Here is a 26,422-nt window from a genome sequence, read left to right on the forward strand (position 1 = left end):
CGCCGCTCCGGGCATGCGGGTCGCGGCACCGCTCAACAGGTCGAGCACCGCCGACTCGGCCGCCGGGCCGGTCCGGCGGCTCCGCGACGGTTCGATGGTGGTTCCCCGGTGGAACAGGTCCACCACGCGCGGGTCGACGTACGACGCGCGGAGCACGGCCGGGGTGTTGCCCAGCTCCGCGGACACCTCCCGCATCACCCGGGCCACCGTCCGGCGCGCCCCGGTCGGCGAGGAGGGCAGCCCGAGCCGGGCCAGGGCGGACGCGGCCAGCACCGTCGCGTGCCAGGTACGCAGATCCTTGGCGGTCATCTCGCCGCCGCTGGCGGCGCGCAGGTACTCGTTGACGTCGCCGCTGCGGATCTCGGCCCACCTGCTGCCGCTGCGGTACGCCAGCAGCCGCTGGTTGCGCTGCCGGTAGCGGCGCAGCGCCCGGATGGTCGCCGAGACCCGGGGGTCGGTGATGGTGATCTCGCGAGGGATCCCGCCCTTGGCCCGGTACCGGAAGTGCGCGGTGTCCCCGTTGAGGGTGACGTGCCCTGCCTCCAGCGTGGCCACGCCGTACGTGGCGTCCTCACCGTCGGCGTACTCGTCCCCGCCGACCCGGAACAGGCCGAGGTCGATCAGCCGGGCGGCCAGCGCCAGCGCCCGGCGCCGGGTCAGCTCCCGGTCGGCGAGGTCGGCGCGGACCCGCCGGCGCAGCCGGGGCAGCCGGGCGGCCACCGCCAGCACCCGATCGAACTTGCGCCGGTCCCGGCGCAGCCGCCAGTGCGGGTGGTACAGGTACTGGCGCCGGCCCGCCGCGTCGGTGCCCACCGCCTGGATGTGCCCCGCCGGATCGGGACAGATCCAGACATCGCGCCACGCGGGCGGGATAACCAGGGCACGACACCGGTCCAGCTCCGCGGGGTCGGTCAGCGGTCGATCGTGCTGATCGACGTAGCTGAAGCCGGATCCGCGCCGGCGGCGGCGGTAGCCGGGGCCATCCGGTGCGCTGCGTCGCAGGCGCATGGCGCGAGCAGTACCCGAGGATTTCAGCCTCGAATCATCGGGTACTGGGTACGCGCAGGGCATTCGAGGTGAAGGAGCGGACGTGTCGCAACGGGTGATCGTGGTGACCGGGGCCAGTGGCGGGGTGGGCCGGGCGGTCGCGCGGCTTTTTGCCGGGCGGGGCGACAAGGTGGCGCTGCTCGCCCGCGGCGCCGACGGACTGGACGGGGCCGCCGAGGACGTGATGGAGGCCGGCGGCACCCCGCTGGCCATCGAGGTCGACGTGGCCGACTACGACGCGGTGGACGGGGCGGCCTCGATGATCGAGGAGAAACTGGGCCCGATCGACGTCTGGATCAATGACGCGTTCTCGTCGGTGTTCGCGCCGTTCACCCAGATCACGCCCGCCGAGTTCCGGCGCATCACCGAGGTCACCTACCTCGGCTACGTGTACGGCACCCGGGCGGCGCTGGACCGCATGCTGCCCCGCGATCACGGCACGATCGTGCAGGTCGGCTCCGCCCTGGCCTACCGGGGCATCCCGCTGCAGAGCGCGTACTGCGGCGCCAAGCACGCGATCCAGGGCTTCAACGAGTCGCTGCGCTGCGAGCTGCTGCACGACAAGAGCGCGGTACGGGTGACCATGGTGCAGCTGCCGGCCGTGAACACCCCGCAGTTCGACTGGGTCAAGTCGCGGCTGACCAACAAGGCCCAGCCGGTACCGCCGATCTACCAACCGGAGGTCGCCGCCCGGGGCATCGCGTACGCCGCCGACCACCCGCGCCGTCGCGAGTACTGGATCGGCGGCTCCACGGCGGGAACGCTGCTGGCCAATGCGGTGGCGCCGGGCATCCTCGACCGGTACCTGGCCCGGACCGGGTACTCCTCGCAGCAGGACAAGCCGCGGCGCGAGGACGACCAGCCGGCCAACCTGTGGCACCCGGTCGACGACGAGAACGGCCCGGACTACGGGGCGCACGGCCGGTTCGACGACCGGTCCACCTCCCGTAGCGTCCAGCTCTGGGCCTCGCAGCACCACGGCCTGATCGCGGCCGGGGTCGCCGGGCTGGCCGCCGCGGCGACCGCCGCCGCTGCCGGGCTGAAGCGGCGCTGATCGGTCGCTGCCCGGTCAGACGGTGCTGACCCCTCCGGCGGGCGCCTCCGCGGTGCCGAGCAGTGCGGCCAGCGTCCGGAGGTCGTCCTCGCCGAGCGGGGCGAGCGGCCCCGGATCCCCGGTCAGGCCGCGCCAGAAGTCGGCCCGTACCCGCTCGCCCTCGGCGGTGAGCGCGAGGCCCTTGATCCGCCGGTCGGCGGGATCGGCGCGACGCTCGACGATCCCGCGCCGCTGGAGGCGGTCCACCAGGGTGCTCAGGTTCGACGCGTCGTAGTCGAGCCGGGCGGCCAGGCCGCGCATCGGGACGGACTCGCCCGGCGCCAGCAGCAGCAGGACCTTCACCTGGGCGGTGGACAGGCCCACCGCCGCCGCGTGGGCGGCCCAGTGCTGGCGCAGGCGGGCGGCGGTGGCCAGCAGGGCGAGGTCCGCCTCGAGCACCAGCCGCAGTCGCTCGTCGCCGGGTTCGGGCAGGTCGTCGGGTACGCGCATAGGCCGATCATCCCAGCCGGCGCGGATCGCTATATAGTGGTGGTACACCACTATTAAATGAGGGAGTCGCGCGATGGGCGACGGCACACTTGCCAGGTCCGACCGCACCGCTTGGTCCGAGCGCCAGCGGCAGGTGATCGACGAGTTCCGGGCCAACGCCGGCACGGTCGGGGGGCACTTCGCGGGCATGCCGCTGCTCCTGCTCACCACGACCGGGGCCAGGACCGGCCGGCCGCGTACCACCGCGCTGCGCTACCTGCCCGACGGCGCGCGCTACGTCGTCGTGGCCGCGAACGCGGGAGCGCACCGGCACCCGGACTGGTTCCACAACCTGACCGCGCACCCCGCGGTGACGGTCGAGGTGGGCGCCGAGACGTTCGCCGCAACGGCCGTGCTCACCACCGGCGAGCAGCGTGACGCGCTGATCGAACGGATCGTCGCCGACAGCCCCAACTTCGTGGCCTACCAGGCGGCCACGGCGCGGGAGATCCCCGTCGTGCTGCTCGACCGGCGCCCCTGAGAACGGGCGGGGTGGGCCGAGCCGGCGGGGTCAGACCGCGCCGAGATCGGCCGACAGCCAGCGCTCCGGGCGGAGGTAGATGACCACCTGCTCGCCGTGCTCGGCCTTGGCCACCTCGACGTAGGGCGCGACCTTCTCCGCCGGCAGGTACCGCGCGCTGATCTCGTGCAGCAGCGCGTCGGTCGCCGGCACCGTCCGGGTCACCGGCCCCTCCACGCTGACGTACCGCATCGTCGGCGCGAGCCGCTGCACCATCAGCGTGAAGCGGCCGGACGCGGCGATGAGCCGGGCCTTGGGCGACGCGGCGCCCGTCATGATCCAGGCCTCGCCGCCCGGCGTGTACTGGAACCAGATCGGCACGCTCAGCGGCCCGTGGTGATCGCCGGCCGTCACCGACAGCGCGGCGATGTGCGGCTGGGCCAGGAAGCGCTGGCGCTCATCGAGGTTCAGCGGCATCGCCGAAGTCTATGCCTCGCCGGGGTGACCCGCCCGGGCTCTGGCGCGGCGGGGCCGGCGCGTCCTACGATGCTCTCGTTCCGAGAGTTCTTTCGTGAGGAGAGCTGTCCGTGTCACCCCATCCGACGCAGCGGATCGACGAGCTGGCGCACCAGCGCGTCCGGCTGGGAGTGCTGGCCCTGCTGAGTCGGTGCGACCGGATCAGCTTCACCGACCTGCGCGACACGCTGGGCCAGTCCGACGGCGGGCTCGGCCGCCACCTTCGGGTGCTGGAGGAAGCGGGGTATGTGCTGGTGGAGAAGACCTTTGAGCAGCGGCGCCCACGCACCTGGGCCTCGCTGACCGGCGCCGGGCGCGCCGCCGTCGACGCCGAGCGCGCCGTGGTGGCGGTGCTGGCCGCCGCGCTGGGCCCCGATCCGGCCGGCGGCGGGGCCGCCTCGGTCGCCGCCGGGAGCGCGGGCTTCGTCGCGCCGCTTCTCAAGCCGTCCGCCGCGCCGCCGCGGGCCGGCCGGTGCGCGGAGCTGATCCTGCGGAACACCTACGCCGGCTACTCGGTCGAGGCCGAGGGGCCGATGGGCGACGGGTTCCGGGTGCCCGAGGGCTTCGGGCCCTGGCCGGGCTACGAGGCGCAGCGGATGGCGTTTCTGAGCCACCACCTGCGCGACGGTTACGTGCGCCGGTGGCGGGACCCGGACGGGATCGGGCGGGCCGCCGTACTGCTGGTCGAGCTGGGCGACCCGTTGGGCCCGCGCGCAATACTGTCCACATTGGACGAATCCACGGCGCACGTGCCCGGCCTCCTCAAGGCCCGCGCGTACCGGTTCGACGCGGGCGGCGCGAACGGTGCGGCCTCGGCAGTGGTGTGGCTGGCGCAGCGGCCGTTCGTGGCCTGCGTCTGGGTCTCCGAGGCCGCGCACCTGGTGGAGAACCGGGCCGCGGTGCTGGCCCGGGACCAGTTCCGCGTGCTGGCACCCGAGGAACCGATCGCCCTCCGGCTGGCCGGCGACGCCACTGTATCGGCGGAGGACTCGGCGCCGCCGCACGACGCCGTGGTACCGCGGGCGGATGCCACCCCGGTCGCGCTCGGGATCGACAGTCCGTCATGACGCCGCCGACCCCGCGCGGCGGGAACCCCGGCACCGGCCGGCCACGGGGCGGGAAGGACCATCCTCGGGGCGATGGCGATGGGGAACGGCCGCGCGGCGCGCGAGGCCACGCTCGTGGCGTGAGGGACCGGCTGCGCGGGCTGGGGGAGCGGGCGCGCGGCTCGTCGCGGCTGGCCGTGCTGCGGCTGCTGCCCGACGCCGGGCGCGGCTCGGTCGCCGGGCTGGCCGCCGCCATCGTGATCAGCGGCCTCGCCCCTGCGGCGGCAGTGCTGGTCTCCGGCCGGCTGGCCACCGAGCTGGTGGCCGCCGCGCGAGGCGGCCTGGGCTCACCGGCGGGCCACCGGGCGGTGCTGGCCGCCGTGGAGCTGGCCGCGCTGTTCCTGGCCGGGCAGCTAGGGTCCCGGCTGTCGGCCGCCCTCGCGACCTCGCTGGGCGCGCGGGTGGACGGGTCGCTGCAGCGCCGCGCCATCCGCGCGGTCAACGGTCCCTCGGGCGTCGCCCACCTGGACGACCCCTCGGTGCGCGACCTGCTGTCCCGGGTGGCCGGGGTCGGCGCCGGCGGCTACACCCCGGGCGGCGCGGTCGCCGGCCTGGCCACCCGCGCCGGCCAGAGCCTGACCAGCGGGGTCGGCATCGTGGTGGTGGGCTTCTTCCACTGGTGGCTGGCGGTCGCGCTGCTCGCCGTGAACGTGTGGTGGGGCCGTGAGAGCCGGCGCGGCTACCTGGCGCAGACCCAGGTGGTGGCCCGGCAGACCGCGCTGATGCGCCGGGCGGGATACCTGCGCGACCTGGTGCTGACGCCGGGGCCGGCCAAGGAGGTCCGGCTGTTCGGGCTCACCGGCTGGCTGGGCGACCGGTTCCGCGCCGAGTGGGACTCCGCGATGGAGAAGGTCTGGGCCGCGCGGCACGGCCGCCGCCGAGCCTTCGCCGCTGCGCTGGGCGGCGTCGTGGCGGTGAACTTCGCCGCCTACGCGCTGCTGGCCGGCGCGGCGCTCCGGCACGCCATCGGGCTCGGCGCGCTGGTGGTCTTCCTGCGGGCCGTCACGCTCGCCGCCTCGCTGAACGCCCGGGGCCAGCAGGACTTCCAGATCGAGTACGGCCTGTCCGGGCTGCCCGCGGTGACGGCGGTGGAGCGCGCGGCCCGGGCAGCGGTGGCGCGCGAAAAGGCGGTGCCTGAGCCGGTCGACGGCGACCGGGCCGGCGAGGGGCCGCCGGCCGGCGACGGCTTGGAGCTGGTCCTGCGCGGCGTGCGGTTCGGCTACCCCGGCGCCGACCGGCCGGTGCTCGACGGGCTGGACCTGACCGTCCCGGCGGGCCGGTCGCTGGCGATCGTGGGCGTCAACGGCGCCGGCAAGACCACTCTGATCAAGTTGCTCTGCCGCTTCTACGATCCCGATGCCGGCACGATCACCGCCGGTGGGATCGACCTGCGGGCCCTCGATCCGTACCGGTGGCAGCGCGGCATCGCCGCGGTGTTCCAGGACTTCGCCCGCTACGAGCTGCCCGCCCGGGACAACATCGGGTTTGGGGCGCTCCGCCTGGCCGGGGACGGCGCCGCGATCGAGGACGCCGCCGCGCGCGCCGGGATTCTGGACGCGCTGCGGGCGCTGCCGCGCGGCTGGGATTCGCCGCTGGCCCGGCATTTCGACGGGGGCGGGGAGCTGTCCGGCGGGCAGTGGCAGCGGGTCGCGCTGGCGCGGGCGCTGCTGGCCGTCGACGCCGGAGCCCGGCTGCTCATCCTCGACGAGCCCACCGCGAACCTCGACATCCGCGCCGAGGCGGCCTTCTACGACCAGTTCCTCGACATCACCCGGGCGGTGACCACCATCCTGATCTCCCACCGGTTCGCCACCGTGCGCCGGGCCGACCTGATCTGCGTGCTCGACGGCGGTCAGGTCGCCGAACTCGGTTCGCACGCCGACCTGCTCGGCCGCGGCGGCCGGTACGCCGAGATGTTCGCCGCCCAGTCCGCCCAGTCCGCCCCGGCCGCATCATGACCGAGCCGGTCATCGCGCCCGCGGGCTGGTGGCGGCGGGCACGCACCCTGTTCGGTGTGTGCTTCCGGGCCGCTCCCTGGCACGCCACCGCGCTGTTCGTCTGCCAGCTCGCGGCCACCGGGGCCACGCTCGCCGCCGCGTACGGCACCAAGCTGATCACCGACGCCGCGCTGCACCACGAGACCGGACGGGCGATAGGGGCCGCCGGATTGATGGCCGGTGCGGCCGGGCTCGCCGCGCTGCTCGGGCGCGGGTACCTGCAGCTGACCACCGCGGTCTCCGAACGGGCCGGCCGGTACATCGATGGCCGACTCATGCACCTGGCCGGGGCCATCCCGACCATCGAGCACCATGAACGCCGCCAGTACGCCGACCAGCTGACCCTCATCCGGCAGGAGCGCAGCGCGCTGGCCGGCATGCTCAACGCGGCGGTGCTGAACCTCCGGGTGGTGGCGTCCCTGGCCGGTGCGGTGGCCATCCTCGCCACCCTGGATCCGATCCTGGCCCTGCTGCCGCTGTTCGGGCTCCCCGCGCTGCTGGCCAACCGGTACTCGGCCGGACTCGCCCAGCGCGCCCGCGAGCGTGGTGCCTCCGACTCCCGGCTGCGTAACCACCTCTACCGGGTCGCGTCATCTCCGTCGGCCGGTAAGGAACTGCGCGTCTATGGCCTGATCGACGAGCTGCTGGCCCGGCACCGGGCGATCAGCGAGCGGATGGAGCGCGACGGCCGGCGGGCGGCGCTGCGCGGGCTGGCCGCCAGCACCGGGGCCGCCGTGGTGTTCGCCGGCGGGTACGTGGCGGCCGTGCTGCTCGTGCTCGTGGCCGCGGCACACGGCAGGGCCACCGTGGGAACCCTGGTGCTGACCCTGTCGCTCGCCGCGCTCATCAACGGTCAGCTGGCCTCGGCCGTGCAGTACGCCAGCTACCTGAACCGGGTGCTGTCCGCGGCCGGGCGGCTGGCCTGGCTCACCGACTACGCGGCCACCGCCACCCCGCCCCCGGGCCAGGCCACGCCACCGCCGGCCCGGCTGCGCGACGGCATCGACCTGGACGGCGTCACCTTCCGGTACCCGGGCACCGACGCGCTGGTACTCGACGGCGTCAGCGCGCACCTTCCGGCCGGCTCGGTCGTCGCCCTGGTCGGCGAGAACGGATCGGGCAAGACCACCCTGCTCAAGTTGCTGCTCGGGCTCTACCGGCCGACCGGCGGCGCGATCCGGGTCGACGGCGCCGACCTCGCCACCATCGACGCGGCCGGCTGGCAGCGGCGGATCGGGCCGGCGTTCCAGGACTTCGTCCGGTTCGAGTTCACCCTCGACGAATCCGTCGGCCTCGGCGACCTGCCGCGGGTCGCCGACCCGGAGGCGGTCACCGGGGCGCTGCGCCGGGCCGGCGCGGACGAACTGGCCGACCTGCCGCCGCGGGGGCTGCGCACCCAGCTCGGTACCGCCTGGGGTGGCGTCGACCTGTCCGGCGGCCAGTGGCAGAAGCTGGCGCTGGGTAGGGCGTTCATGCGGGACCGGCCGCTGGTCGCGGTCTTCGACGAGCCCACCGCGGCGCTCGACGCGCTCACCGAGCACGCCCTGTTCGACACCATCGCCCGACAGGTCAGGTCCGCCGGCCCGGCCGACCGGCCCGTCACCCTTCTGGTGTCACACCGGTTCACCACCGCCACCATGGCCGACCTCGTCATCGTCCTGGCGGGTGGCCGGATCGTCGAGATCGGTGACCACGACACCCTGGTGCGGGCCGGCGGCCTGTACGCCGAACTGCACGAACTGCAGGCCCGCGCCTACCGGTGACGCGTCGGCCCGGCCGGGCGGGAGAAACCCCGGTCCGGCCGGGCCGCGGTTCACCAGCGGTCGGCGATCTGGGGGGCGATCAGCTCGTCGTACACCTGCCGCACGGTGGCCGCCGCCTCGGCGGTGATCGGCGCCAGGTTCGCGGCCTCGGCGTTGGCCCGGGCCTGCTGCGGGTTGCGGGCACCCGGGATGACCACGCTGACCCCCGGCTGGTCCACGATCCAGCGCAGCGCGAACTGCGCCATGGTGGCGCCCGCCGGGATCAGCGGGGACAGCCGGCGTACAGCCTCCAGGCCGGTGGCGAAGTCCACGCCGGAGAAGGTCTCGCCGACGTCGAACGCCTCACCGTGCCGGTTGAAGTTGCGGTGGTCGTTCTCGGCGAACGTGGTGTGCTCGTCGTACCGGCCGGACAGCAGCCCGCTGGCCAGCGGTACCCGGGCGAGGATGCCCACGCCGGCCTCGCGCGCCGCCGGCAGCACCTCGGCCAGCGGCCCGAGCCGCAGCATGTTCAGGATGATCTGCACCGTGGCCACGCCCGGCCGTGCGATGGCGGCCAGCGCCTCGGCCCTGGTCTCCACGCTCACCCCGTACGCGGCGATCCGCTTCTCGGCCACCAGCGTGTCCAGCGCGTCGTACACCGCGTCGGTCGAGTACACCGACGTGGGCGGGCAGTGCAGCTGGACCAGGTCGAGGGTGTCCACGCCCAGGTTCTCGCGGGACCGGTCGTTCCAGGCCCGGAAGTTGTCGAGGGTGTAGTGCTCGGGCACCTGCGCCACCCGCCGGCCCATCTTGGTGGCGACCGTGATGTCGCCGCCGCGCTCGCGCAGGAACCGGCCGATCAGCCGCTCGCTGCGCCCGTCGCCGTAGACGTCGGCGGTGTCGATGAGGTTCACCCCCGCGTCGACGGCCTCGGACAGAGTGGCGAGCGCGTCGTCCTCGTCCACCTCGCCCCAGTCAGCGCCTAGTTGCCATGCGCCGAGTCCGATCACACTCACCTGGCGGCCGGTACGGCCGAAAGTCCGCTGCTCCACGCCGCGAGCCTACCGGAGATCGACTCCGGCTCGGGGCAGACGTTGACAGTGTCATATGACAGTGTCACGATGACCGGGTGACCGATGAATGGACGCTGGAGGAACTGGTGCGGCGGGTGGCGGATGCCCTGGCCGCGGACGAGGTCCGCGCGCCCAACGGCCGAGTCCGCGAGGTGCCCGACGCCCGCGCCATCCGGTGGTATACGACGATCGGCCTGCTCGACCGGCCGGCCCGGTTCCGCGGCCGGACCGCCCTCTACGGCGAGCGCCACCTGCTGCAGGTGGTCGCGGTCAAGCGGCGCCAGGCGCAGGGGCTGGCCCTGGCCGAGATCCAGGCCGAGCTGGCCGGTGCCACGGACGCCGCGCTGCGCCGGGTCGCGCGCATCCCCGGCCGCCCGCCGGCGTCCCCGCCGCCGGTGTCGCTGCCTCCGGCGGCGCCCGCGCACTCGCCGTCGCCGTCGCCTGCGCATCCGGCATCGCCCCTGCCTCCGGGGTCGCCCGTGGCCCGGCCGTCCGCACCCGCACCGGTTCCGCCGGCGACTCTGGACGAGGGGGAGCAGCCGGTGCGGCCCGGTTCGGCGGCTCCTGCGATCTTCGCCCCGCTGCCGGCGCGCACCCCACGTCCGGCACCGCCGGCCCCGCCGGCGCGCGCACCCGGCCCGACGCCCCGAGGCGGACCCGCCCGGCGCGACCGGTTCTGGGCCACCCCGCCAGCCGGCCTGCCAGCCACCCCGCCAGCCGGCCTGCCAGCTGGCTCCGAGGCCACCGAGCTGCGATACCGCGTGGTGCTGCCGGCCGGCGTCGCGCTGGACCTGCCGTCCGCCCCGTCCTCCCGAGACCTCGCCGACATCACCGCCGCCGCCCAGCCGCTGCTGCGCCTCCTGGCGGAGCGTGGCCTGCTGACACCCGAGGAGCCCAGCAATGACGACCATTGATGACCTGCGAGACGTCCCGGCCGGTCGCGAGGACGACGGCTTCGGCGCGCTGCGCACCGAGCGGGGCAACCTGCCACTGCACCGCCTCGACCTGCGGGCGACCATCACCGGGCTGACCGCCGGGATCGAGCTGATCCAGGGCTTCCGCAACCCGCACGACGTCCCGCTGGAGGCCACCTATGTGTTCCCGCTGCCGGATCGCGCCGCGCTGACCGGGCTGAGGATGACCGCGGGGGACCGGGTCATCGAGGGCGTGCTGGAGGAGCGGGCCAGCGCCCGGCAGAGGTACGACGAGGCCATCGCGGCCGGGCAGCGGGCCTCGATCGCCGAGGAGGAGCGGCCGGACGTGTTCACCCTGCGGGTCGGCAACATCCTGCCCGGCGAGCAGGTGACCGTGGCGCTCACGCTGGCCGGGCCGCTGTCCTTCGCCGACGGCCAGGCGGAGTTCCGCTTCCCGCTCGTGGTCGCGCCCCGCTACATCCCCGGTGCGCCGCTGCCCGGCGAGCCGGTGGGCGACGGGTACGCGCCGGACACCGCCGCCGTACCGGACGCCTCCCGGATCACCCCGCCGGTGCTGCTGCCGGGCTTCCCCAACCCGGTCGACCTGTCCATCGAGGTGCGGCTCGACCCGGCCGGCCTGCCGGTGCGCGCGCTCGCCTCCAGCCTGCACGCCGTCAGCGAATCAGACGCAGTGGTGCGGGTCCGGCCGGGCGAGCGGGTGAACCGGGACTTCATCCTGCGGCTGACCTACGACGAGTCGGCCTCGGCCCTGGCGTTGACCCCGGACGCGCCCCGGACCCCAGCCACCGGCGCCGCCGCGACCGACGGTGCCGCGACCGACGGTGCCGCGACCGACGACGCGCCGGCGGCCGACCTGGGCGAGGGCACCTGGCGGCTGTCCGTGCTGCCGCCGGAGCCCACGGCGCCGGCCCGGCCCAAGGACCTGGTGCTGCTGCTGGACCGTTCCGGCAGCATGCACGGCTGGAAGATGGTCGCCGCGCGGCGCGCCGCCGCCCGGATCGTGGACACGCTCACCGACGCCGACCGGTTCGCCGTACTGGCCTTCGACAGCGTGATCGAGTACCCCGACGCGCTGCCCAAGGGGCTGGCGGCCGGCACGGACCGCAACCGGTACCGGGCCGTGGAGCACCTGGCCCGCCTCGACGCGCGCGGCGGCACGGAGATGTTCGGCCCGCTGCAGGAGGGGCTTGGGCTGCTCGCCGACCCGTCCCGGGACCGGGTGCTGGTGCTGGTCACCGACGGCCAGGTGGGCAACGAGGACCAGCTGCTGCGGGAGGTCGCCACGGCCGGCGAGCGCTCCGGCGGCGTCCGGATCCACGCGGTCGGCATCGACCGGGCCGTCAACGCCGGTTTCCTCGGCCGGCTCGCCGCCTACGGGTCGGGGCGCTGTGAGCTGGTCGAGTCCGAGGAGCGGCTCGACGAGGCGATGGAGCGCATCCACCGGCGGATCGCGGCCCCGCTGGTCACCGGGGTACGGCTGCGCGCGGAGGGGCTGGAACTGGTCGACGGTACGGCGGCTCCGGCCCGGATGCCGGACGTGTTCCCCGGGGTGCCGCTGGTGGTGGCCGGCCGGTACCGGGGCCCGGCGGCCGGGAAGCTCATCCTCACCGGTACCGACGCCGCCGGCGACCCCTGGCGGGTGGAGGTGCCCGCGACCGCGGTGGACGCGCCCGCCTCGGCGGCGATCTGGGGCCGGGCTCACCTGCGCGACCTGGAGGACAGGTACACGGTGACCGCCGATGGCGCGCTGGAGCGGGAGATCGTCGCCACCTCGCTGCGCTTCGGCGTGCTGTGCCGGTTCACCGCGTACGTTGCCGTCGATGCTCGGGTGGTTACCGAGGGCGGCACCCCGCACCGGGTGACGCAGCCGGTCGAGCTGCCGTCGGGCTGGGAGTCGCCAAGCCCGGCCGCGCCGGGTGGGGCGCCGATGACCATGGCCGCCTTCGCGCTCGGCGGGGCCGCCCCCCGCGCGCGTATGCACCGCGCCGCCCGGTCCGGCGCCACCCCGGCCCAGCCGAAGGCCCCGGTGTCGCCGCCCCGGCCGCCGACATCGCTCCCGCCGGCGTCGCTCCCGTCGGCGTCGCTGCCGCCCCAGCCGAGCCTGGCGGGGCCGCAGGCCTCGATGTCCGGCCCGGCCGCCGACGACCCCGGCGCCGAGGCCATCCTGGCCGAGTTGGCCGGGCGGGAGGCGGGTGCGCTGCGCGCGTCCGCCGAGCTGCCGCCCGCGCGCCGCGCCGAACTGCTCGATGACCTCGCCAGCCGGCTCGACGCCCAGGCCACGTGGCTGGCGTCGGGGCCTCTCGCGGGCGCGCTGCGGGACCTGGTCGAGGCGCTGCGCGACGCGGCGCTGCCGCTGGCCGAGCGGTGGGACCGCGCGCTGGCCACGCTGGACCGCCTCGCGGCCGGCGATTCGCCGACCGGAGACGCTCCGGCCGCCGGAGACCCAGCGGCCGCAGACCCAGCGGCCGCAGACCCGGCTGGCGGCCCGGCAGCGCCTGGATCGGGCGGGTCCGGATCGGGCGGGTCCAGCCCGGCCGCCGGCCGGCGCAAGGGCGCCTTCTGGCGCCCCCGCTGACCGCTCTACCGCGCAACGCCTGCCCGGGAATCGCCCGGACGCGAAAGCGCCCTACCGGAATCGATTGCCTGACCGGCCCGAACGGGGTCGGTCAGGCGCCGAGCTGGTCCGGGACGGGCAGCTTGAGCACCCAGCGGTAGGCCTGGACCAGGCCCATGTCGAAGCCGGCCGCCGAGCCCCACAGGAAGAGCCGGAAGCGCCGGTACAGCGGCTCACCCCAGTTCTTGACCACCTCGTCGCGTGCCGCGTCCAGCCGCTGCGCCCAGCGCTTGCAGGTCAGGTGGTAGTTGTGCCGGTCGTCCTGGATGCTGATCAGCTCGAACGGGGACCGGGCCACCTCGCGCAGGTACTGGTGCAGCAGCAGCGGGGACTGGCCGCCCGGGTACACGTACCGGCTCATGAACGTGGAGATCCGGTGCTTGTTGCGCATGCCCAGCGCGTCCAGGTACACCGAGCCGCCCGGCTTGACCAGTTCCGCGTACTTGCGCAGGGTGGTCCGGTAGTCGGGCAGGTGCTCGGTCACGCCCATGTTCACGATCGCGTCGTAGCGCTGCGGCGCCCGGTAGTTGAAGATGTGCTCGCGCACCACCCGGGCCGTCCCGGTCAGGCCCTCCCGCTCGAACAGCCCGTTGAGGTAGTTCTCCGACTCCTTGGCCAGAGTGAGCGTGGTCACTTGGATGCCGCGCTTGGCCGCGTACTCCGAGAACGCGCCCCAGCCGCCGCCCACCTCCAGCACGTGGTCGCCCGGCTTGACCCCGATCGCCTCGACGGCCAGCTCCATCTTGCGGGTCATGGCGTCTTCCAGGGGCTCGTCGTCGTACGCGAAGACGCCCTCCGTGTAGCAGCGGTGCCGGGTGTCCAGGAAGGTCAGGAAGAACTCGGAGTCCTCGTCGTAGTGCGCGGCGATCGACCGGCGGTCGTGCTCCCGCCGCCCGCGCACCAGTGCCGGGGTGAACTGGGAGACCCAGGCGATCGGGTGGATGTCATGGAAGAACTTGCGCATCTTCAGCGCGGTGGCCAGGTCGCCGTCCACGTCCAGCCACCCCTGAAGGTAGGCCACGGCCACCCCGAACTGGTCCAGCCCGGCGAGTGCCTTGGCGCCGCGGGCGTCGGTGACGGTGATCGTGAACACCGGGTCGCCGTTGCCGAGGGTGTGTGCCGGGGCGCCCGGGCCGGCCGCCACCGCGAACGGGACCGCTGGGCGATCCGCGAAGAATTTCTGGTACCGGCGCTCGAGCGGCGCGATCAAGTCAGGCACGGCGACAATCTAGCGTGCCCCGGACGTCGCTGGCAGGTGCTCCCCGGTTGCCGGCTAGCATCGGGACCGCAGATTCCACCTTCCTAAGGAGAGCACCGTGGCCGATTCCGTCGTCGTCCCTGCCGGCACGGCGGGCGCCGACGCGGTGGCCGCGGCCGGCCTGCCGCTGGCCGGCCCCCGGGCCATCGTGGTGGTTCGCGACCCGGAGGGGCGCCTGCGCGACCTGTCCTGGGCGCCCGAGATCGAGACCACGGTCACTCCGGTCAGCATCAGCGAGCCGGACGGACTCAACGTGCTGCGCCACTCGACGGCGCACGTGCTGGCCCAGGCGGTGCAGGACGTGTTCCCCGAGGCGAAGCTGGGCATCGGCCCGCCGATCGCCAACGGCTTCTACTACGACTTCGACGTCTCCCGGCCCTTCCAGCCCGAGGATCTCGACAAGCTGGAAAAGCGCATGCAGGAGATCATCAAGGCCGGCCAGCTGTTCCGGCGCCGCCGGTTCGACTCCCTGGAGCAGGCCAAGACCGAGCTGGCCGAGGAGCCGTACAAGCTGGAGCTGGTCGACATCAAGGGCGATGTCGACGCCTCCGAGGTGATGGAGGTGGGCGGCGGCGAGCTGACCATCTACGACAACCTCGACCCGAAGACGGGACAGCGCTGCTGGGGCGATCTGTGCCGCGGGCCGCACCTGCCCTCGACCCGGCTGATCGGCGCGTTCAAGCTGATGCGCACCGCCGCCGCGTACTGGCGGGGCAGCGAGCGCAACCCCCAGCTGCAGCGGGTGTACGGCACCGCCTGGCCGACCCGGGACGAGCTGAAGGAGTACCTGCGCCTGCTGGAGGAGGCCGCCCGGCGCGACCACCGCAAGCTGGGCGCGGACCTGGACCTGTTCAGCTTCCCCGACGAGATCGGCTCCGGTCTGGCGGTGTTCCACCCCAAGGGCGGCATCATCCGCCGGGAGTTGGAGAACTACTCCCGCGAGCGGCACGAGCAGGCCGGGTACTCGTTCGTGAACACCCCGCACATCACCAAGGGGTCGCTGTTCGAGACCTCGGGGCACCTGGCCTGGTACGCCGACGGCATGTACCCGCCCATGGAGCTTGAGGGCGCGAGCTACTACCTCAAGCCGATGAACTGCCCGTTCCACAACCTGATCTTCCGGGCCCGCGGCCGGTCGTACCGGGAGCTGCCGCTGCGGCTGTTCGAGTTCGGTTCGGTGTACCGGTACGAGAAGTCCGGCGTGGTGCACGGGCTGACCCGGGTGCGCGGGCTGACGCAGGACGACGCGCACATCTACTGCACCCCCGACCAGCTGCAGGACGAGCTCAAGTCGTTGCTGCGGTTCGTGCTGGACCTGCTGCGCGACTACGGGCTGGAGGACTTCTACCTCGAGCTGTCCACGCGCAACGAAGAGAAGTACGTGGGCACCGACGAGAGCTGGGCCAAGGCGACCGAGGCCCTGCGCACCGCCGCCGAGGAGTCCGGCCTGGAGCTGGTGCCCGACCCGGGCGGCGCGGCCTTCTACGGCCCCAAGATCTCCGTGCAGGTGAAGGACGCCATCGGCCGCACCTGGCAGATGTCCACCATCCAGGTCGACTTCAACCAGCCGGAGCGCTTCGACCTGGAGTACCAGTCGGCCGAGGGCGGCCGGCAGCAGCCCGTCATGATCCACCGCGCCCTGTTCGGCTCGATCGAGCGGTTCTTCGGCGTGCTCACCGAGCACTACGCCGGGGCGTTCCCGGCCTGGCTGGCGCCGGTACAGGTGGTGGGCATCCCGATCCGCGACGAGCACACGCAGTACCTGACCGAGTTCGTGGCGGCGCTGCGCGCGGAGGGGCTGCGGGCGGAGGTGGACTTCTCGGCCGACCGGATGCAGAAGAAGATCCGCACCGCGCAGCAGCAGAAGATCCCGTTCATGGCGATCGCCGGGGACCAGGACGTCGCCGACGGCACCGTCTCCTTCCGGTACCGGGACGGCTCCCAGCGCAACGGGGTGCCGCTGGCCGAGGCGATCGCGCACGTGCGGGACGTGGTTCGCTCGCGCACCAACGAGGGTCCGTCGGCTGAGCTGCCGGTCTCCGAGGGCTGACCGGCGGCCGTAGGATCTCTGGGATGTCCAACGAGACGGACGGTCAGCCCGGCGTACCCGACAACCTGGAGCGGCTCTGGACGCCGCACCGGATGACTTATGTGAGCGGCTCCGACCGTCCGGACGACGGGTACGAGGCGCCCACCGGCTGCCCGTTCTGCCTGGCGCCGCAGGCGCCCGAGGAGCGCAGTCTCGTGGTGGCCCGGGGCGAACTGGTGTACGCGGTGCTCAACCTGTACCCGTACAACCCCGGCCACCTGATGATCAACCCGTACCGGCACGTGGCCGACTACCCGGAGCTGACCGGCCCGGAGACCATTGAGCTCGCCGAGTTCACCCAGACCGCGATGCGCGTGATCCGGCGGGTCAGCGGCGCGCACGGCTTCAACATCGGCATGAACCAGGGCAGCGTGGCCGGCGCCGGCATCTCCGCGCACCTGCACCAGCACGTGGTGCCACGGTGGGGCGGGGACGCGAATTTCATGCCGGTTATCGGGCAGACCAAGGTGCTGCCGCAGCTACTGACGGATACCCGACAGCTTTTAACCAAGGCTTGGCCGGATGGTGACGGCGGTCACCTCGATTAGTTAGCCTCGGTCAACTAATCTTGACGGGTGAATCAACCACGGGCCGCGCGCTTCGACCGTGACCACCCGCGCTACAAGTGGGTGGCGCTGTCGAACACCACTGTGGGCATGCTGCTCGCCACAGTGAACTCATCGATCGTTATCATCTCTCTGCCGGCGATCTTCAACGGCATCCACCTCGACCCGCTGGATCCGGGAAACATCAGCTACCTGCTCTGGATGCTGATGGGCTTCCTGCTGGTCTCGGCCGTCCTGGTGGTGGCCCTGGGCCGGCTGGGTGACATGTTCGGCCGGGTCAAGCTCTACAACATGGGCTTCGTGGTGTTCACCATCGCCTCGATCGCCCTGTCCCTGGACCCGTTCCAGCAGGGTAGCGGCGCACTGTGGCTGATCGGCTGGCGCGTGGTGCAGGCGGTGGGTGGCGCGATGGTCTTCGCGAACTCGACCGCGATCCTGACCGACGCGTTCCCGGCCCGGCAGCGCGGCATGGCGCTGGGCATCAACCAGGTGGCCGCGATCGCGGGCTCGTTCATCGGTCTGGTGCTGGGCGGCATCCTCGCCGAGTGGGACTGGCGCGCGGTGTTCTGGGTCAGCGTGCCGATCGGCATCGTGGGCACCATCTGGTCGTACCTGTCGCTGCACGAGTTGGGCGCGCGCAACCCGGGCAAGCTGGACTGGTGGGGCAACGCCACGTTCGCGGTCGGCCTGGCCGCGCTGCTGGCCGGCATCACCTACGGCATCCAGCCCTACGGCGACCACAACACCGGCTGGGCCAACCCGTGGGTGCTGGCCGCCCTGATCGGCGGCGTCGTGTTGCTGGTGGTGTTCTGCCTCATCGAGGCGCGGGTCGCCCAACCCATGTTCCATCTCGCGCTGTTCAAGAACCGCACCTTCGCGTCGGCGAACCTGGCCGGTCTGCTGGCCTCGGTCAGCCGGGGCGGCATGCAGTTCATGCTGATCATCTGGCTGCAGGGCATCTGGCTACCGCTGCACGGCTTCAGCTACGAGCGGACCCCGCTGTGGGCCGGTATCTACCTGCTGCCACTGACGGTGGGCTTCCTGGTCGCCGGCCCGGTCTCAGGCTGGCTGTCGGACAAGTTCGGGGTCAAGCCGTTCGCGGTCGGCGGCGCGTTGGTGGTCGCGGCCAGCTTCGTCGGCCTGATCGTGGTGCCGGTGAACTTCCCGTACTGGCTGTTCGCCCTGCTGGTGCTCATCAACGGGCTCGGTTCCGGCCTGTTCTCCTCACCGAACGCGTCGGCGGTCATGGGCTCGGTCCCGGCGGCCCAGCGCGGCGCGGCCTCCGGCATGCGGGGCACCTTCTTCAACTCCGGTGCCGCGCTGTCCATCGGCATCTTCTTCAGCCTGATGATCATCGGGCTGGCGTCGACCCTGCCGCACACGCTGACCAGCGGCCTCGAGGCGCAGGGCGTGCCGACATCGGTCGCGGTGCAGATCGGTAACCTGCCGCCGGTCGGCAGCCTGTTCGCCGCGTTCCTCGGGTACAACCCGCTGGCCCAGCTGCTCGGCCCGACCGGAGTGCTGAACCACCTGCCGGCCGGCCACGCGCAGATCCTGACCGGCAAGCAGTTCTTCCCGAACCTGATCTCCGGGCCGTTCCACCACGGCCTGGTGGTGGTGTTCATCGCGGCGGCCCTGATGAGCGTGATCGCGGCTCTCGCGTCGGTCATCGACAACGGGCGCGGTGCCATCGCGGACCGGCCGCTGGGCTCCTCGGACGCCGACGCGGTCGCGGACGCCCCATCGACCGAGATCGCCGGCATCGAGGACCAGCCGGCGACCACCTCCTGACGGTCCTACCCGCACGGTCGGGGCCACTCCCACCCGGGGCGGCCCCGACCGCCGTATCGCCTCCGGCTCAGCCGTGCGCGGCGACGTGCTCCTTCTTGACCTGGTCGGCCAGCTGGGCGGGCATCGGGTCGTACCGGGCGAAGGCGCGCCGGAAGCCGCCCGTACCCGAGGTCATGGCGCGCAGCTCCACCGCGTACCGGATCAGTTCCGTGGCTGGTACCTCGGCGTGCACCACCGTCTTCTCGGCGCCACCCTCGTCGGGCGTGGTACCCAGGACCCGGCCGCGCCGGCTGGACAGGTCACTCATCACGGCGCCGACGAAGGAATCGGGCACCCGGATGAAGATCTCGTCCACCGGTTCGAGCAGGGTCACGTGGCCCTTGTCCGCCGCCTCCTTCAGCGCGAGGCTGCCGGCCGTCTGGAACGCGGCGTCCGAGGAGTCCACCGAGTGCGCCTTGCCGTCGAGCAGGGTCACCCGCAGGTCCACCACCGGGTACCCGGCGGCGATCCCGCGCTCCATCTGGGCGCGTACCCCCTTCTCGACGCTCGGGATGTAGTTGTTGGGCACCGCGCCGCCGACGACCCTGTCCACGAACTCGAAGCCCGACCCGCGTGGCAGCGGCTCCACCGCGATGTCGCACACCGCGTACTGGCCGTGCCCGCCGGACTGCTTGACGTGCCGGCCGTGCCCGCGCGAGGACGCGCCGAACGTCTCGCGCAGCGCCACCTTGACCGGCTCGGTGTCCAGCTCGACGCCGCCGGCCCGCAGCCGGTCCAGCACCACGTCGGCGTGCGCCTCGCCCATGCACCACAGCACCAGCTGGTGGGTCTCCGGGTTGCGCTCCAGCCGCAGCGTGGGGTCCCCGGCGACCAGCCGGCCCAGGTTCTTGGCCAGCGCGTCCTCGTCGGAGCGGGTCTTCGCCACGATGGCCACCGGCAGCAGCGGCTCGGGCATCTCCCAGGGCGCGATCAGCACCGGATCGTCCTTGCCGGAGATGGTGTCGCCGGTCTCGGCGGTGGTGGACTTGGTGATGGCGCAGATGTCGCCGGCCACGCAGTAGGGCACCTCGCGCACCTGCGCGCCGAGCGGGGAGTAGATGTGCGTCACCCGCTCGTCGGAGTCGTGGTCGGCGTGGCCGCGCTCCTCCATGCCGTGGCCGGCGATGTGCACAGCGGTCTCCGGGCGCAGCGTGCCGGAGAAGACCCGCACCAGCGACACCCGCCCGACGTACGGGTCCACCGTCGTCTTGACCACCTCGGCGACCAGCGGACCGGCGGCGTCGCAGGTCAGCGGCGCGCGCGGATCGCCGTTCAGGCCGGCGACGGCCGGCAGCGTGTGCTCCGGCGGCGACGGGAACGCGCTGGTCAGGATCTCCAGCAGGGCGTCGATGCCGACCCGGGTCTCGGCGCAGACCGGGATCACCGGGAAGAAGGTGGCGTGGGCCACCGCCTTCTCCAGGTCATCGACGATCACCGAGGCTTCGATCTCCTCGCCGCCGAGGTAGCGGTCCATGAGGGTCTCGTCCTCGCTCTCCGCGATGATGCCCTCGAGCAGCTCACCGCGGGAGTCCGCGATGGCCGGCAGGTGCTGGGGGTCGGGCTCACGCAGCTCGGGCGGGTAGCCGCCGGAGTAGTCGAACAGGCGCTGCGAGATGAGCCCGATCAGGCCCTCCACCGAGATCCCGTCGTCCCCGTGCAGCGGCAGGTACAGCGGCAGCACGTTGTCGCCGAACGTCTCGCGGCACAGCGCGACCGTCTCCTCGAAGTCGGCCCGCTGGTGGTCGAGCCGGGTCACCGCGACGGCCCTGGGCATGCCCACCGCCGCGCACTCCTCCCAGAGGGCGCCGGTCGCCGCGTCCATGCCATCGACGGCCGACACGACGAACAGCGCCGCATCCGCGGCGCGCAGCCCGGCGCGCAGCTCGCCGACGAAGTCCGCGTAGCCCGGCGTGTCGAGCAGGTTGACTTTGATGTCGCGGTACAGCAGCGGCGCGCAGGACAGGCTCACCGAGCGCTGCTGGCGCACTGCCGCGGGGTCGTAGTCGCTGACCGTGGTGCCGTCGACGACCGAGCCGGCCCGGCCGATCGTGCCGGTGGCCGCGAGCAGCGCCTCGACCAGAGTCGTCTTACCCGCGCCGGAATGCCCGACGAGCACCACGTTGCGTACCCTGCCGGGTTCGTCCACCACCGGCGCTGGGCCGGTGACTCCCTTCTCCTGGGCCTTCTGCGCCATCGGCGCACCTCCCTCGGTCTGGGTGTCAGAGCGCCGACGTGGGACGCCCTTGAACGCCGGGTTACTTCTTGGTTGCGATTTCACTCCCGTGGGAGCGCTGACACAACCCCGACGCACAGACCCGCGGGGGACGGCCGACCGACCGGCCCGCCCACCTTAATGTGCCGGATGATCGGCCCGCGTGACCGGCCCGACCACACCCGCGACCGCGCACCGGTCGGCCCGGCCGGCACGCCGACCCGAATACACCCTTCAGGCCACACACCCTCCCGAGCACGCACCGGACCGACCACACACCATCCCGACCACACGCCGGCCCGAGCAGGCACCGGTCGGGCCTGGCGGCCGATCGGATCGGGCCCGCCGTTATGGTGAGACCCGCCAGGCCGGAGGCCGGAGGGCGGCCAGGGAGCGAGCGAGGCGGAGCTTGAAACTCTTCAACGTGGTGGCGAGGGCCGGTGTGCCCCGCGTGTTGGGGCCGATGGCCGGCTGGCTGCTGCGCCGGCGCGTCACGCCCGACATGGTCACCATCATCGGCACCGTCGCCACGCTCGTCGGCACCGTGGGCTTCGCCGCCCGAGGCCGGTTGGTTCTCGCCGCCGTGTTTGTGATCTTCGGTTCCCTCACCGACGTGATCGACGGAACCATGGCCCGGATGTCCGGGCGCAAGGGCAAGTTCGGCGCCTTCCTCGACTCCACCCTCGACCGGGTGGCCGACGGCGCGATCTTCGCCTCGCTGGCGTACTGGCTGCTCACCCAGGATCGCCACGCCGCCGCCGCGGCGTCGCTGATCTGCCTGGTCGCCACGCAGGTCGTGTCGTACGCCAAGGCCCGCGCCGAGGGGCTGGGGATGACCGCCAACGTCGGGGTCGGCGAGCGGGCCGAGCGCTTGATCATTATCGGGGTCGGTGGGCTGCTCGCCGAGCTGGTCTGGAAGTACGCCATGGACGTCGCGCTGTGGATCCTGGTCGTGCTGTCCCTCATCACGGTCGGTCAGCGGATCGTCACGGTGTACCGGCAGGACCGCGCGGCCGTCGCCGCGGAGCGTGAGCGGCAGCCCGAGACCACCCGGTCAGCCCGGTGAGCCGCACGGCCGACCTGGCGTACGCCGCCGGCTGGCGGGTGCTGCGCATGCTGCCGCTCGCCGTGACGGCTCCGGCGTTCGACGTGGCGGCCGACTTCGTGAAGCGCCGGGGCGGCACGGGCGTGACTCGGCTGGCCGGCAACCTGCGCCGGGTGGTCGGCCCCGAGCTGCCCGGACCGGAGTTCGACGCGCTGGTACGCCGCGCGATGCGCTCCTACTTCCGGTACGCGCTGGAGGGGTTCCGGCTGCCCAGCCTGTCCCGGGACCAGCACCTGCGCGGGTTCGTGGTGGACGGCCTCGACGAGCTCGCCGCGTCGGTGGACGCCGGCCGGGGCGTGATCGTGGCGCTGCCGCACGCGGGCAACTGGGACGCGGCCGGCGCCTGGGTGGCCGCCAGGGGCTGGAAAATGATCACAGTGCAGGAGCGGCTTAAGCCGGAGAGCCTGTACCGCCGCTTCGTCGCCTTCCGGGAGAGCCTGGGCATGGAGATCCTCCCGCTCACCGGCGGCGAGGGCTCGATCCGCGAGACGCTTGAGACCCGGCTGCGCCGGGGGTACGTGGTGCCGATCCTGGCCGACCGCGACCTGCCCGGCAAGGGAGTGGAGGTGACCTTCTTCGGTGCCCGTACCACCGTTCCCCCCGGCCCCGCCCTGCTCGCCATGCGTACCGGAGCCCCCCTCTACACGCTCGATATGTGGTACGAAAAGGACGCGGCGCACGCACGCCTGCGGGGCCCGCTGCCGGTGCCCGGTCCGGAGACCGGAAACTTCGGCGCCCGGGTCCGGGCGCTCACGCAGTCGGTCGCCGATGGCCTCGCGAAGGGCATCGCGGCGCACCCCGCGGACTGGCACATGATGCAGCGCATGTGGCCCGACGATGCTGTAGTGGATGAGAAAGCCGCTGCCACAAACGACGAAGCTGGCCGATAGGGGAGGCGGTGTGCGGATCGGCATCGTGTGCCCGTATTCGTTCCATACGCCCGGCGGCGTCCAGAACCACGTGCGTGATCTCGCGGAGTCGTTGATCCAACTCGGGCACTCGGTGAGCGTGCTCGCGCCCGCCGACGAGGACGAGCCGAGGCCGGCGTACGTGGTCCCGGCCGGCCGGGCGGTCCCGGTCCGGTACAACGGGTCGGTGGCCCGGCTGGCGTTCGGGCCGATCTCCGCGGCCCGGGTGCGCCGGTGGTTGTCCACCGGCAGGTTCGACGTGCTGCACGTGCACGAGCCGACGACGCCGAGCCTGTCGATGCTCGCCGTCATCTACTCCCGCGCGCCGGTGGTGGCCACCTTCCATACCGCGATGACCCGGTCCCGGGCGCTGGTCGCCGCGCAGGGGCTGCTCCAGCTGGTACTGGAGAAGATCACCGCGCGGATAGCGGTCAGCGACCTCGCCCGGCGGGTACAGGTCGAGCACCTGGACGGGGGCGGCTGGGAGATCCCCAACGGGGTGGCAGTGAGCAGGTTCGCCGAGGCCGAGCCGCTGCCGGGGTGGCCCGGCGAGGCGGGCACGGTGGGCTTCCTCGGCCGGTTCACCGAGCCCCGCAAGGGCTTCCCGATCCTGCTCGACGCGTACCGGCAGGTGGCCGCCCGCCGGCCCGGGCTGCGGCTGCTGGTGGCCGGGCCGGGCGACCTGGCGGACCTGGGCGAGGCGGCGCCGGCCGGGACCACCTTCCTGGGCAAGGTCTCGGAGGAGGACAAGGCCCGGATGCTGCGCAGCGTCGACGTGTACGTCGCGCCGAACACCCACGGCGAGTCGTTTGGGATGATCTTGACCGAGGCGATGGCGGCCGGGGCGGCCGTGGTGGCCAGCGACCTGGACGCGTTCCGTCGGGTATTGGACGGTGGCCGGGCCGGCGAACTGTTCCCGGTCGGCGACGCCGCCGCCCTGGCCGGCACGCTGGATCGGCTGCTGGACGACCCCGCCCGGCGCGCCGAACTGGCCGGACGGGCCCGGCAGGTGGTCGCCTCGTTCGACTGGCCGGTGGTTGCCGAGCGTGTCCTGGAGGTCTACACAACGGCGATCGAGGCCACCGGCGGGGTCGTGGCGGACCTCGACGAGCCACCACGAGCCGGGAGTCTTGGCTAGGCTCGGCTTTCGTGTGGTGGATCGTGGGCGTGGTCGCGGTCGTGGTATTGATCGCGACCTACATCACCTGGACCGCGGCGCGGGTCGACCGGCTGCACGCGCGGGCGTTGGCCGCCCAGCTCGCCCTGGACGCGCACCTGGTGCGCCGGGCGGCGGCGGCCACCGAACTCGCCGAGACGCTGGAGCGTCCGGAGCTGCAGGCGCTGGCCCGCGCGGCGCGTGACGCGCTGCCCGAGGAGCGTGAGCTGGCCGAGAACGACCTGACCCGGGCGCTGCGCGCGCTGCCCCGGCCGCGCAACTCGCCGGACCTGAGCGACGTGGTGGTGGCCAGCCGCCGGGTCGCGCTGGGTCGCCAGGTGCACAACGATCTGGTCCGCGACGCCCTGGCGCTGCGCCGGCGCCGGCTGGTACGGCTGCTCGGGCTGACCCGCAAGCACCCGCAGCCGCGCTATTTCGACGTGGACGACCCGATCCTCGACGAGATCACGGTCGGCTGACCTCCCCGGCCGGCCCCGGGGTGTTTCATGCCACCGGGCGCCGATTGGCTGTTCGGACCGGCCCGCCCGAACACGTACTATGGGAGGTCGAAATCCCAGCGTGAGGAGGGCGTTCCACCGTGTCTGAGAACCCCGTCGGCAGCATTCCGAACCCCGTGACCGGCACCGCCCGGGTCAAGCGTGGCATGGCGGAGATGCTCAAGGGCGGTGTGATCATGGACGTGGTCACCCCGGAGCAAGCGAAGATCGCCGAGGATGCGGGTGCGGTCGCGGTGATGGCGCTGGAGCGCGTACCGGCCGACATCCGGGCCCAGGGCGGCGTCTCCCGGATGTCCGATCCGGACATGATCGACGGCATCATCGCAGCGGTCTCGATCCCGGTCATGGCCAAGGCCCGCATCGGGCACTTCGTTGAGGCGCAGGTCCTCCAGGCGCTCGGCGTGGACTACGTCGACGAGTCCGAGGTGCTGACCCCGGCCGACTACGCCAACCACATCGACAAGTGGGCGTTCACCGTGCCGTTCGTGTGCGGGGCGACCAACCTTGGCGAGGCGCTGCGCCGGATCACCGAGGGCGCCGCGATGATCCGGTCCAAGGGCGAGGCGGGCACCGGTGACGTCTCGAACGCGACCACGCACATGCGCAAGATCCGCTCGGAGATCCGCCGGCTCACGTCGATGTCCCCGGACGAGCTCTACGTCGCGGCCAAGGAGCTGCAGGCCCCGTACGAGCTGGTCAAGGAGATCGCGGAGACCGGGAAGCTGCCCGTCGTGCTGTTCACCGCGGGCGGCATCGCCACCCCGGCCGACGCGGCGATGATGATGCAGCTGGGCGCCGAGGGCGTGTTCGTGGGCTCCGGGATCTTCAAGTCCGGCAACCCGGCGCAGCGGGCCGCGGCGATCGTGCGGGCGACCACGTTCCACGACGACCCCGACGTGATCGCCAAGGTCTCCCGGGGGCTCGGCGAGGCGATGGTCGGCATCAACGTCGACGACATCCCCCAGCCGCACCGCCTTGCCGAGCGCGGCTGGTGACGGCGAACGAGGCCGGCGGCCCGACGGGTGTTTATCGCGAGGGGCCGCTTGACCGCGGTGCCTCGTCCCTCGGCGCCGCTGGCGGCCCCACAGTTGGGGTGCTGGCCCTGCAGGGCGACGTGCGTGAACACCTGCGCGCGCTCGTCGAGTGCGGGGTCAATGCCCGCTCGGTGCGCCGGCCGGAGGAGCTGGATGCGGTCGACGCCTTGATCATCCCCGGCGGCGAGTCGACCACGATCAGCAAGCTCGCCATCGAGTTCGGGCTGGCCGACCCGGTGCGCAAGCGGATCGGCGAGGGCATGCCCGCGTACGGCTCCTGCGCCGGCATGATCATGTTGGCCGGCGAGGTCCTGGACGGCCGCCCCGACCAGGAGTCGTTCGCCGGCATCGACATGACCGTGCGGCGCAACGCGTTCGGCCGGCAGGTCGACTCGTTCGAGGCGCCGGTGCGCCTGGACGGCGTCGGGGGCCCCGCGTTCCACGCGGTCTTCATCCGGGCACCGTGGGTCGAACGGGTCGGCGGTGACGTTCAGGTGATAGGAACCATTGAGGACGGGCCGGCCGCGGGTAGGATTGTCGCGGTTCGGCAGGGCAATCTGCTCGCTACCGCCTTCCACCCCGAGCTGACTGGTGATCTTCGCGTACACCGGCTCTTCGTGGACCTGGTGCGCGAGGCACAATAGGTCGCTGCCCCGCCGGCCCGCTTCGGTAAG

21 protein-coding genes and 1 pseudogene are annotated in these 26,422 nt (G+C 73.0%); 16 read left to right on the plus strand and 6 right to left on the minus strand.

The genetic code is table 11. The annotated features are described in order from the left end of the window. Positions 1–24: 24 nt before the first annotated feature. Positions 25–1,008, minus strand: a pseudogene (locus ABEA87_RS20180) (DNA topoisomerase IB); the annotation flags it as partial. Between the two features lie 82 nt (positions 1,009–1,090). Between ABEA87_RS20180 and ABEA87_RS20185 the strand changes: the two are divergent. Continuing rightward, positions 1,091–2,101 (plus strand): SDR family oxidoreductase, encoded by a 1,011-nt coding sequence (locus ABEA87_RS20185; protein ID WP_425570916.1) that lies wholly within the window; start codon positions 1,091–1,093, stop codon positions 2,099–2,101. Positions 2,102–2,116: 15 nt separating this feature from the next. On the opposite strand, the gene ABEA87_RS20190 is transcribed toward ABEA87_RS20185, so the two are convergent. Further along, positions 2,117–2,590: a MarR family winged helix-turn-helix transcriptional regulator gene (locus ABEA87_RS20190; RefSeq protein WP_345631665.1), complete on the minus strand. Its 474-nt coding sequence runs from the start codon at positions 2,588–2,590 to the stop codon at positions 2,117–2,119. 73 nt (positions 2,591–2,663) lie between these two features. Here ABEA87_RS20190 and ABEA87_RS20195 point away from each other — a divergent pair, with 73 nt between their 5' ends. After that, positions 2,664–3,110 carry a nitroreductase family deazaflavin-dependent oxidoreductase gene (locus ABEA87_RS20195; RefSeq protein ID WP_345631666.1) on the plus strand — a complete coding sequence of 149 codons (447 nt, stop codon included), beginning with the start codon at positions 2,664–2,666 and terminating at the stop codon, positions 3,108–3,110. Between the two features lie 30 nt (positions 3,111–3,140). On the opposite strand, the gene ABEA87_RS20200 is transcribed toward ABEA87_RS20195, so the two are convergent. Then, the gene (locus ABEA87_RS20200; RefSeq protein WP_345631668.1) at positions 3,141–3,566 is read right to left on the minus strand and encodes a pyridoxamine 5'-phosphate oxidase family protein; all 426 of its coding nucleotides are present in this window, start codon (positions 3,564–3,566) and stop codon (positions 3,141–3,143) included. Between the two features lie 110 nt (positions 3,567–3,676). Here ABEA87_RS20200 and ABEA87_RS20205 point away from each other — a divergent pair, with 110 nt between their 5' ends. From ABEA87_RS20205 to ABEA87_RS20215, 3 genes are all read left to right on the plus strand, one after another. After that, the gene (locus tag ABEA87_RS20205; protein ID WP_345631670.1) at positions 3,677–4,672 is read left to right on the plus strand and encodes a transcriptional regulator; all 996 of its coding nucleotides are present in this window, start codon (positions 3,677–3,679) and stop codon (positions 4,670–4,672) included. A gap of 119 nt (positions 4,673–4,791) precedes the next feature. Continuing rightward, positions 4,792–6,669, plus strand: coding sequence for an ABC transporter ATP-binding protein (locus ABEA87_RS20210; protein ID WP_345631672.1), 1,878 nt, complete (start codon positions 4,792–4,794; stop codon positions 6,667–6,669). Then, complete coding sequence (locus ABEA87_RS20215) at positions 6,666–8,471, plus strand: ABC transporter ATP-binding protein (RefSeq protein WP_345631674.1); 1,806 nt, start codon at positions 6,666–6,668, stop codon at positions 8,469–8,471. Before ABEA87_RS20210 ends, ABEA87_RS20215 begins: the two co-directional genes overlap by 4 nt. A 50-nt stretch (positions 8,472–8,521) precedes the next feature. On the opposite strand, the gene ABEA87_RS20220 is transcribed toward ABEA87_RS20215, so the two are convergent. Then, positions 8,522–9,502, minus strand: coding sequence for an aldo/keto reductase (locus tag ABEA87_RS20220; protein WP_345631675.1), 981 nt, complete (start codon positions 9,500–9,502; stop codon positions 8,522–8,524). A 77-nt stretch (positions 9,503–9,579) separates the two neighbouring features. Between ABEA87_RS20220 and ABEA87_RS20225 the strand changes: the two genes are divergently transcribed. Both ABEA87_RS20225 and ABEA87_RS20230 read left to right on the plus strand, forming a co-directional pair. Then, entirely contained in the window at positions 9,580–10,437 is an 858-nt protein-coding gene (locus ABEA87_RS20225) for a helix-turn-helix domain-containing protein (RefSeq protein ID WP_345631677.1), read from the plus strand. Continuing rightward, on the plus strand, positions 10,424–13,033 hold the full coding sequence (locus ABEA87_RS20230; RefSeq protein ID WP_345631679.1) for a VIT domain-containing protein: 2,610 nt from the start codon (positions 10,424–10,426) through the stop codon (positions 13,031–13,033). The genes ABEA87_RS20225 and ABEA87_RS20230 overlap by 14 nt, the downstream gene beginning before the upstream one ends. A gap of 91 nt (positions 13,034–13,124) precedes the next feature. Here ABEA87_RS20230 and ABEA87_RS20235 read toward each other — a convergent pair whose 3' ends face one another. Then, positions 13,125–14,291 (minus strand): class I SAM-dependent methyltransferase, encoded by a 1,167-nt coding sequence (locus tag ABEA87_RS20235; protein WP_345631681.1) that lies wholly within the window; start codon positions 14,289–14,291, stop codon positions 13,125–13,127. 97 nt (positions 14,292–14,388) lie between these two features. Here ABEA87_RS20235 and thrS point away from each other — a divergent pair, with 97 nt between their 5' ends. Genes thrS through ABEA87_RS20250 form a run of 3 tightly spaced genes read left to right on the plus strand, consistent with a single transcriptional unit; the run spans position 14,389 to position 18,776 of the window. Beyond that, positions 14,389–16,380: a threonine--tRNA ligase gene (gene thrS, locus ABEA87_RS20240; RefSeq protein WP_345631683.1), complete on the plus strand. Its 1,992-nt coding sequence runs from the start codon at positions 14,389–14,391 to the stop codon at positions 16,378–16,380. A 23-nt stretch (positions 16,381–16,403) separates the two neighbouring features. After that, positions 16,404–16,967, plus strand: coding sequence for an HIT family protein (locus ABEA87_RS20245; protein WP_345631685.1), 564 nt, complete (start codon positions 16,404–16,406; stop codon positions 16,965–16,967). Positions 16,968–16,994: 27 nt separating this feature from the next. After that, positions 16,995–18,776 (plus strand): MFS transporter, encoded by a 1,782-nt coding sequence (locus ABEA87_RS20250; protein ID WP_345631686.1) that lies wholly within the window; start codon positions 16,995–16,997, stop codon positions 18,774–18,776. 67 nt (positions 18,777–18,843) lie between these two features. Here ABEA87_RS20250 and ABEA87_RS20255 read toward each other — a convergent pair whose 3' ends face one another. Beyond that, positions 18,844–21,009: an elongation factor G-like protein EF-G2 gene (locus ABEA87_RS20255; RefSeq protein WP_345631688.1), complete on the minus strand. Its 2,166-nt coding sequence runs from the start codon at positions 21,007–21,009 to the stop codon at positions 18,844–18,846. 427 nt (positions 21,010–21,436) lie between these two features. Here ABEA87_RS20255 and pgsA point away from each other — a divergent pair, with 427 nt between their 5' ends. The 6 genes from pgsA to pdxT all read left to right on the plus strand — a co-directional run bounded on the left by pgsA (position 21,437) and on the right by pdxT (position 26,392). Then, complete coding sequence (pgsA, locus tag ABEA87_RS20260; protein WP_345631689.1) at positions 21,437–22,093, plus strand: phosphatidylinositol phosphate synthase; 657 nt, start codon at positions 21,437–21,439, stop codon at positions 22,091–22,093. Then, positions 22,090–23,022: a phosphatidylinositol mannoside acyltransferase gene (locus tag ABEA87_RS20265; protein WP_345631690.1), complete on the plus strand. Its 933-nt coding sequence runs from the start codon at positions 22,090–22,092 to the stop codon at positions 23,020–23,022. The genes pgsA and ABEA87_RS20265 overlap by 4 nt, the downstream gene beginning before the upstream one ends. A 10-nt stretch (positions 23,023–23,032) precedes the next feature. Further along, a complete protein-coding gene (locus ABEA87_RS20270; RefSeq protein WP_345631692.1) occupies positions 23,033–24,178 on the plus strand; it encodes a glycosyltransferase family 4 protein in 1,146 nt (381 codons plus the stop codon). 11 nt (positions 24,179–24,189) lie between these two features. After that, positions 24,190–24,675, plus strand: coding sequence for a hypothetical protein (locus ABEA87_RS20275; protein ID WP_345631694.1), 486 nt, complete (start codon positions 24,190–24,192; stop codon positions 24,673–24,675). Between the two features lie 119 nt (positions 24,676–24,794). Beyond that, positions 24,795–25,709, plus strand: coding sequence for a pyridoxal 5'-phosphate synthase lyase subunit PdxS (gene pdxS / locus ABEA87_RS20280; RefSeq protein ID WP_345631696.1), 915 nt, complete (start codon positions 24,795–24,797; stop codon positions 25,707–25,709). A gap of 98 nt (positions 25,710–25,807) precedes the next feature. Beyond that, complete coding sequence (gene pdxT / locus ABEA87_RS20285; protein WP_345631698.1) at positions 25,808–26,392, plus strand: pyridoxal 5'-phosphate synthase glutaminase subunit PdxT; 585 nt, start codon at positions 25,808–25,810, stop codon at positions 26,390–26,392. Positions 26,393–26,422 lie beyond the last annotated feature (30 nt).

Source organism: Rugosimonospora acidiphila (genome assembly GCF_039543385.1).
GTDB classification, from domain to species: domain Bacteria; phylum Actinomycetota; class Actinomycetes; order Mycobacteriales; family Micromonosporaceae; genus Rugosimonospora; species Rugosimonospora acidiphila.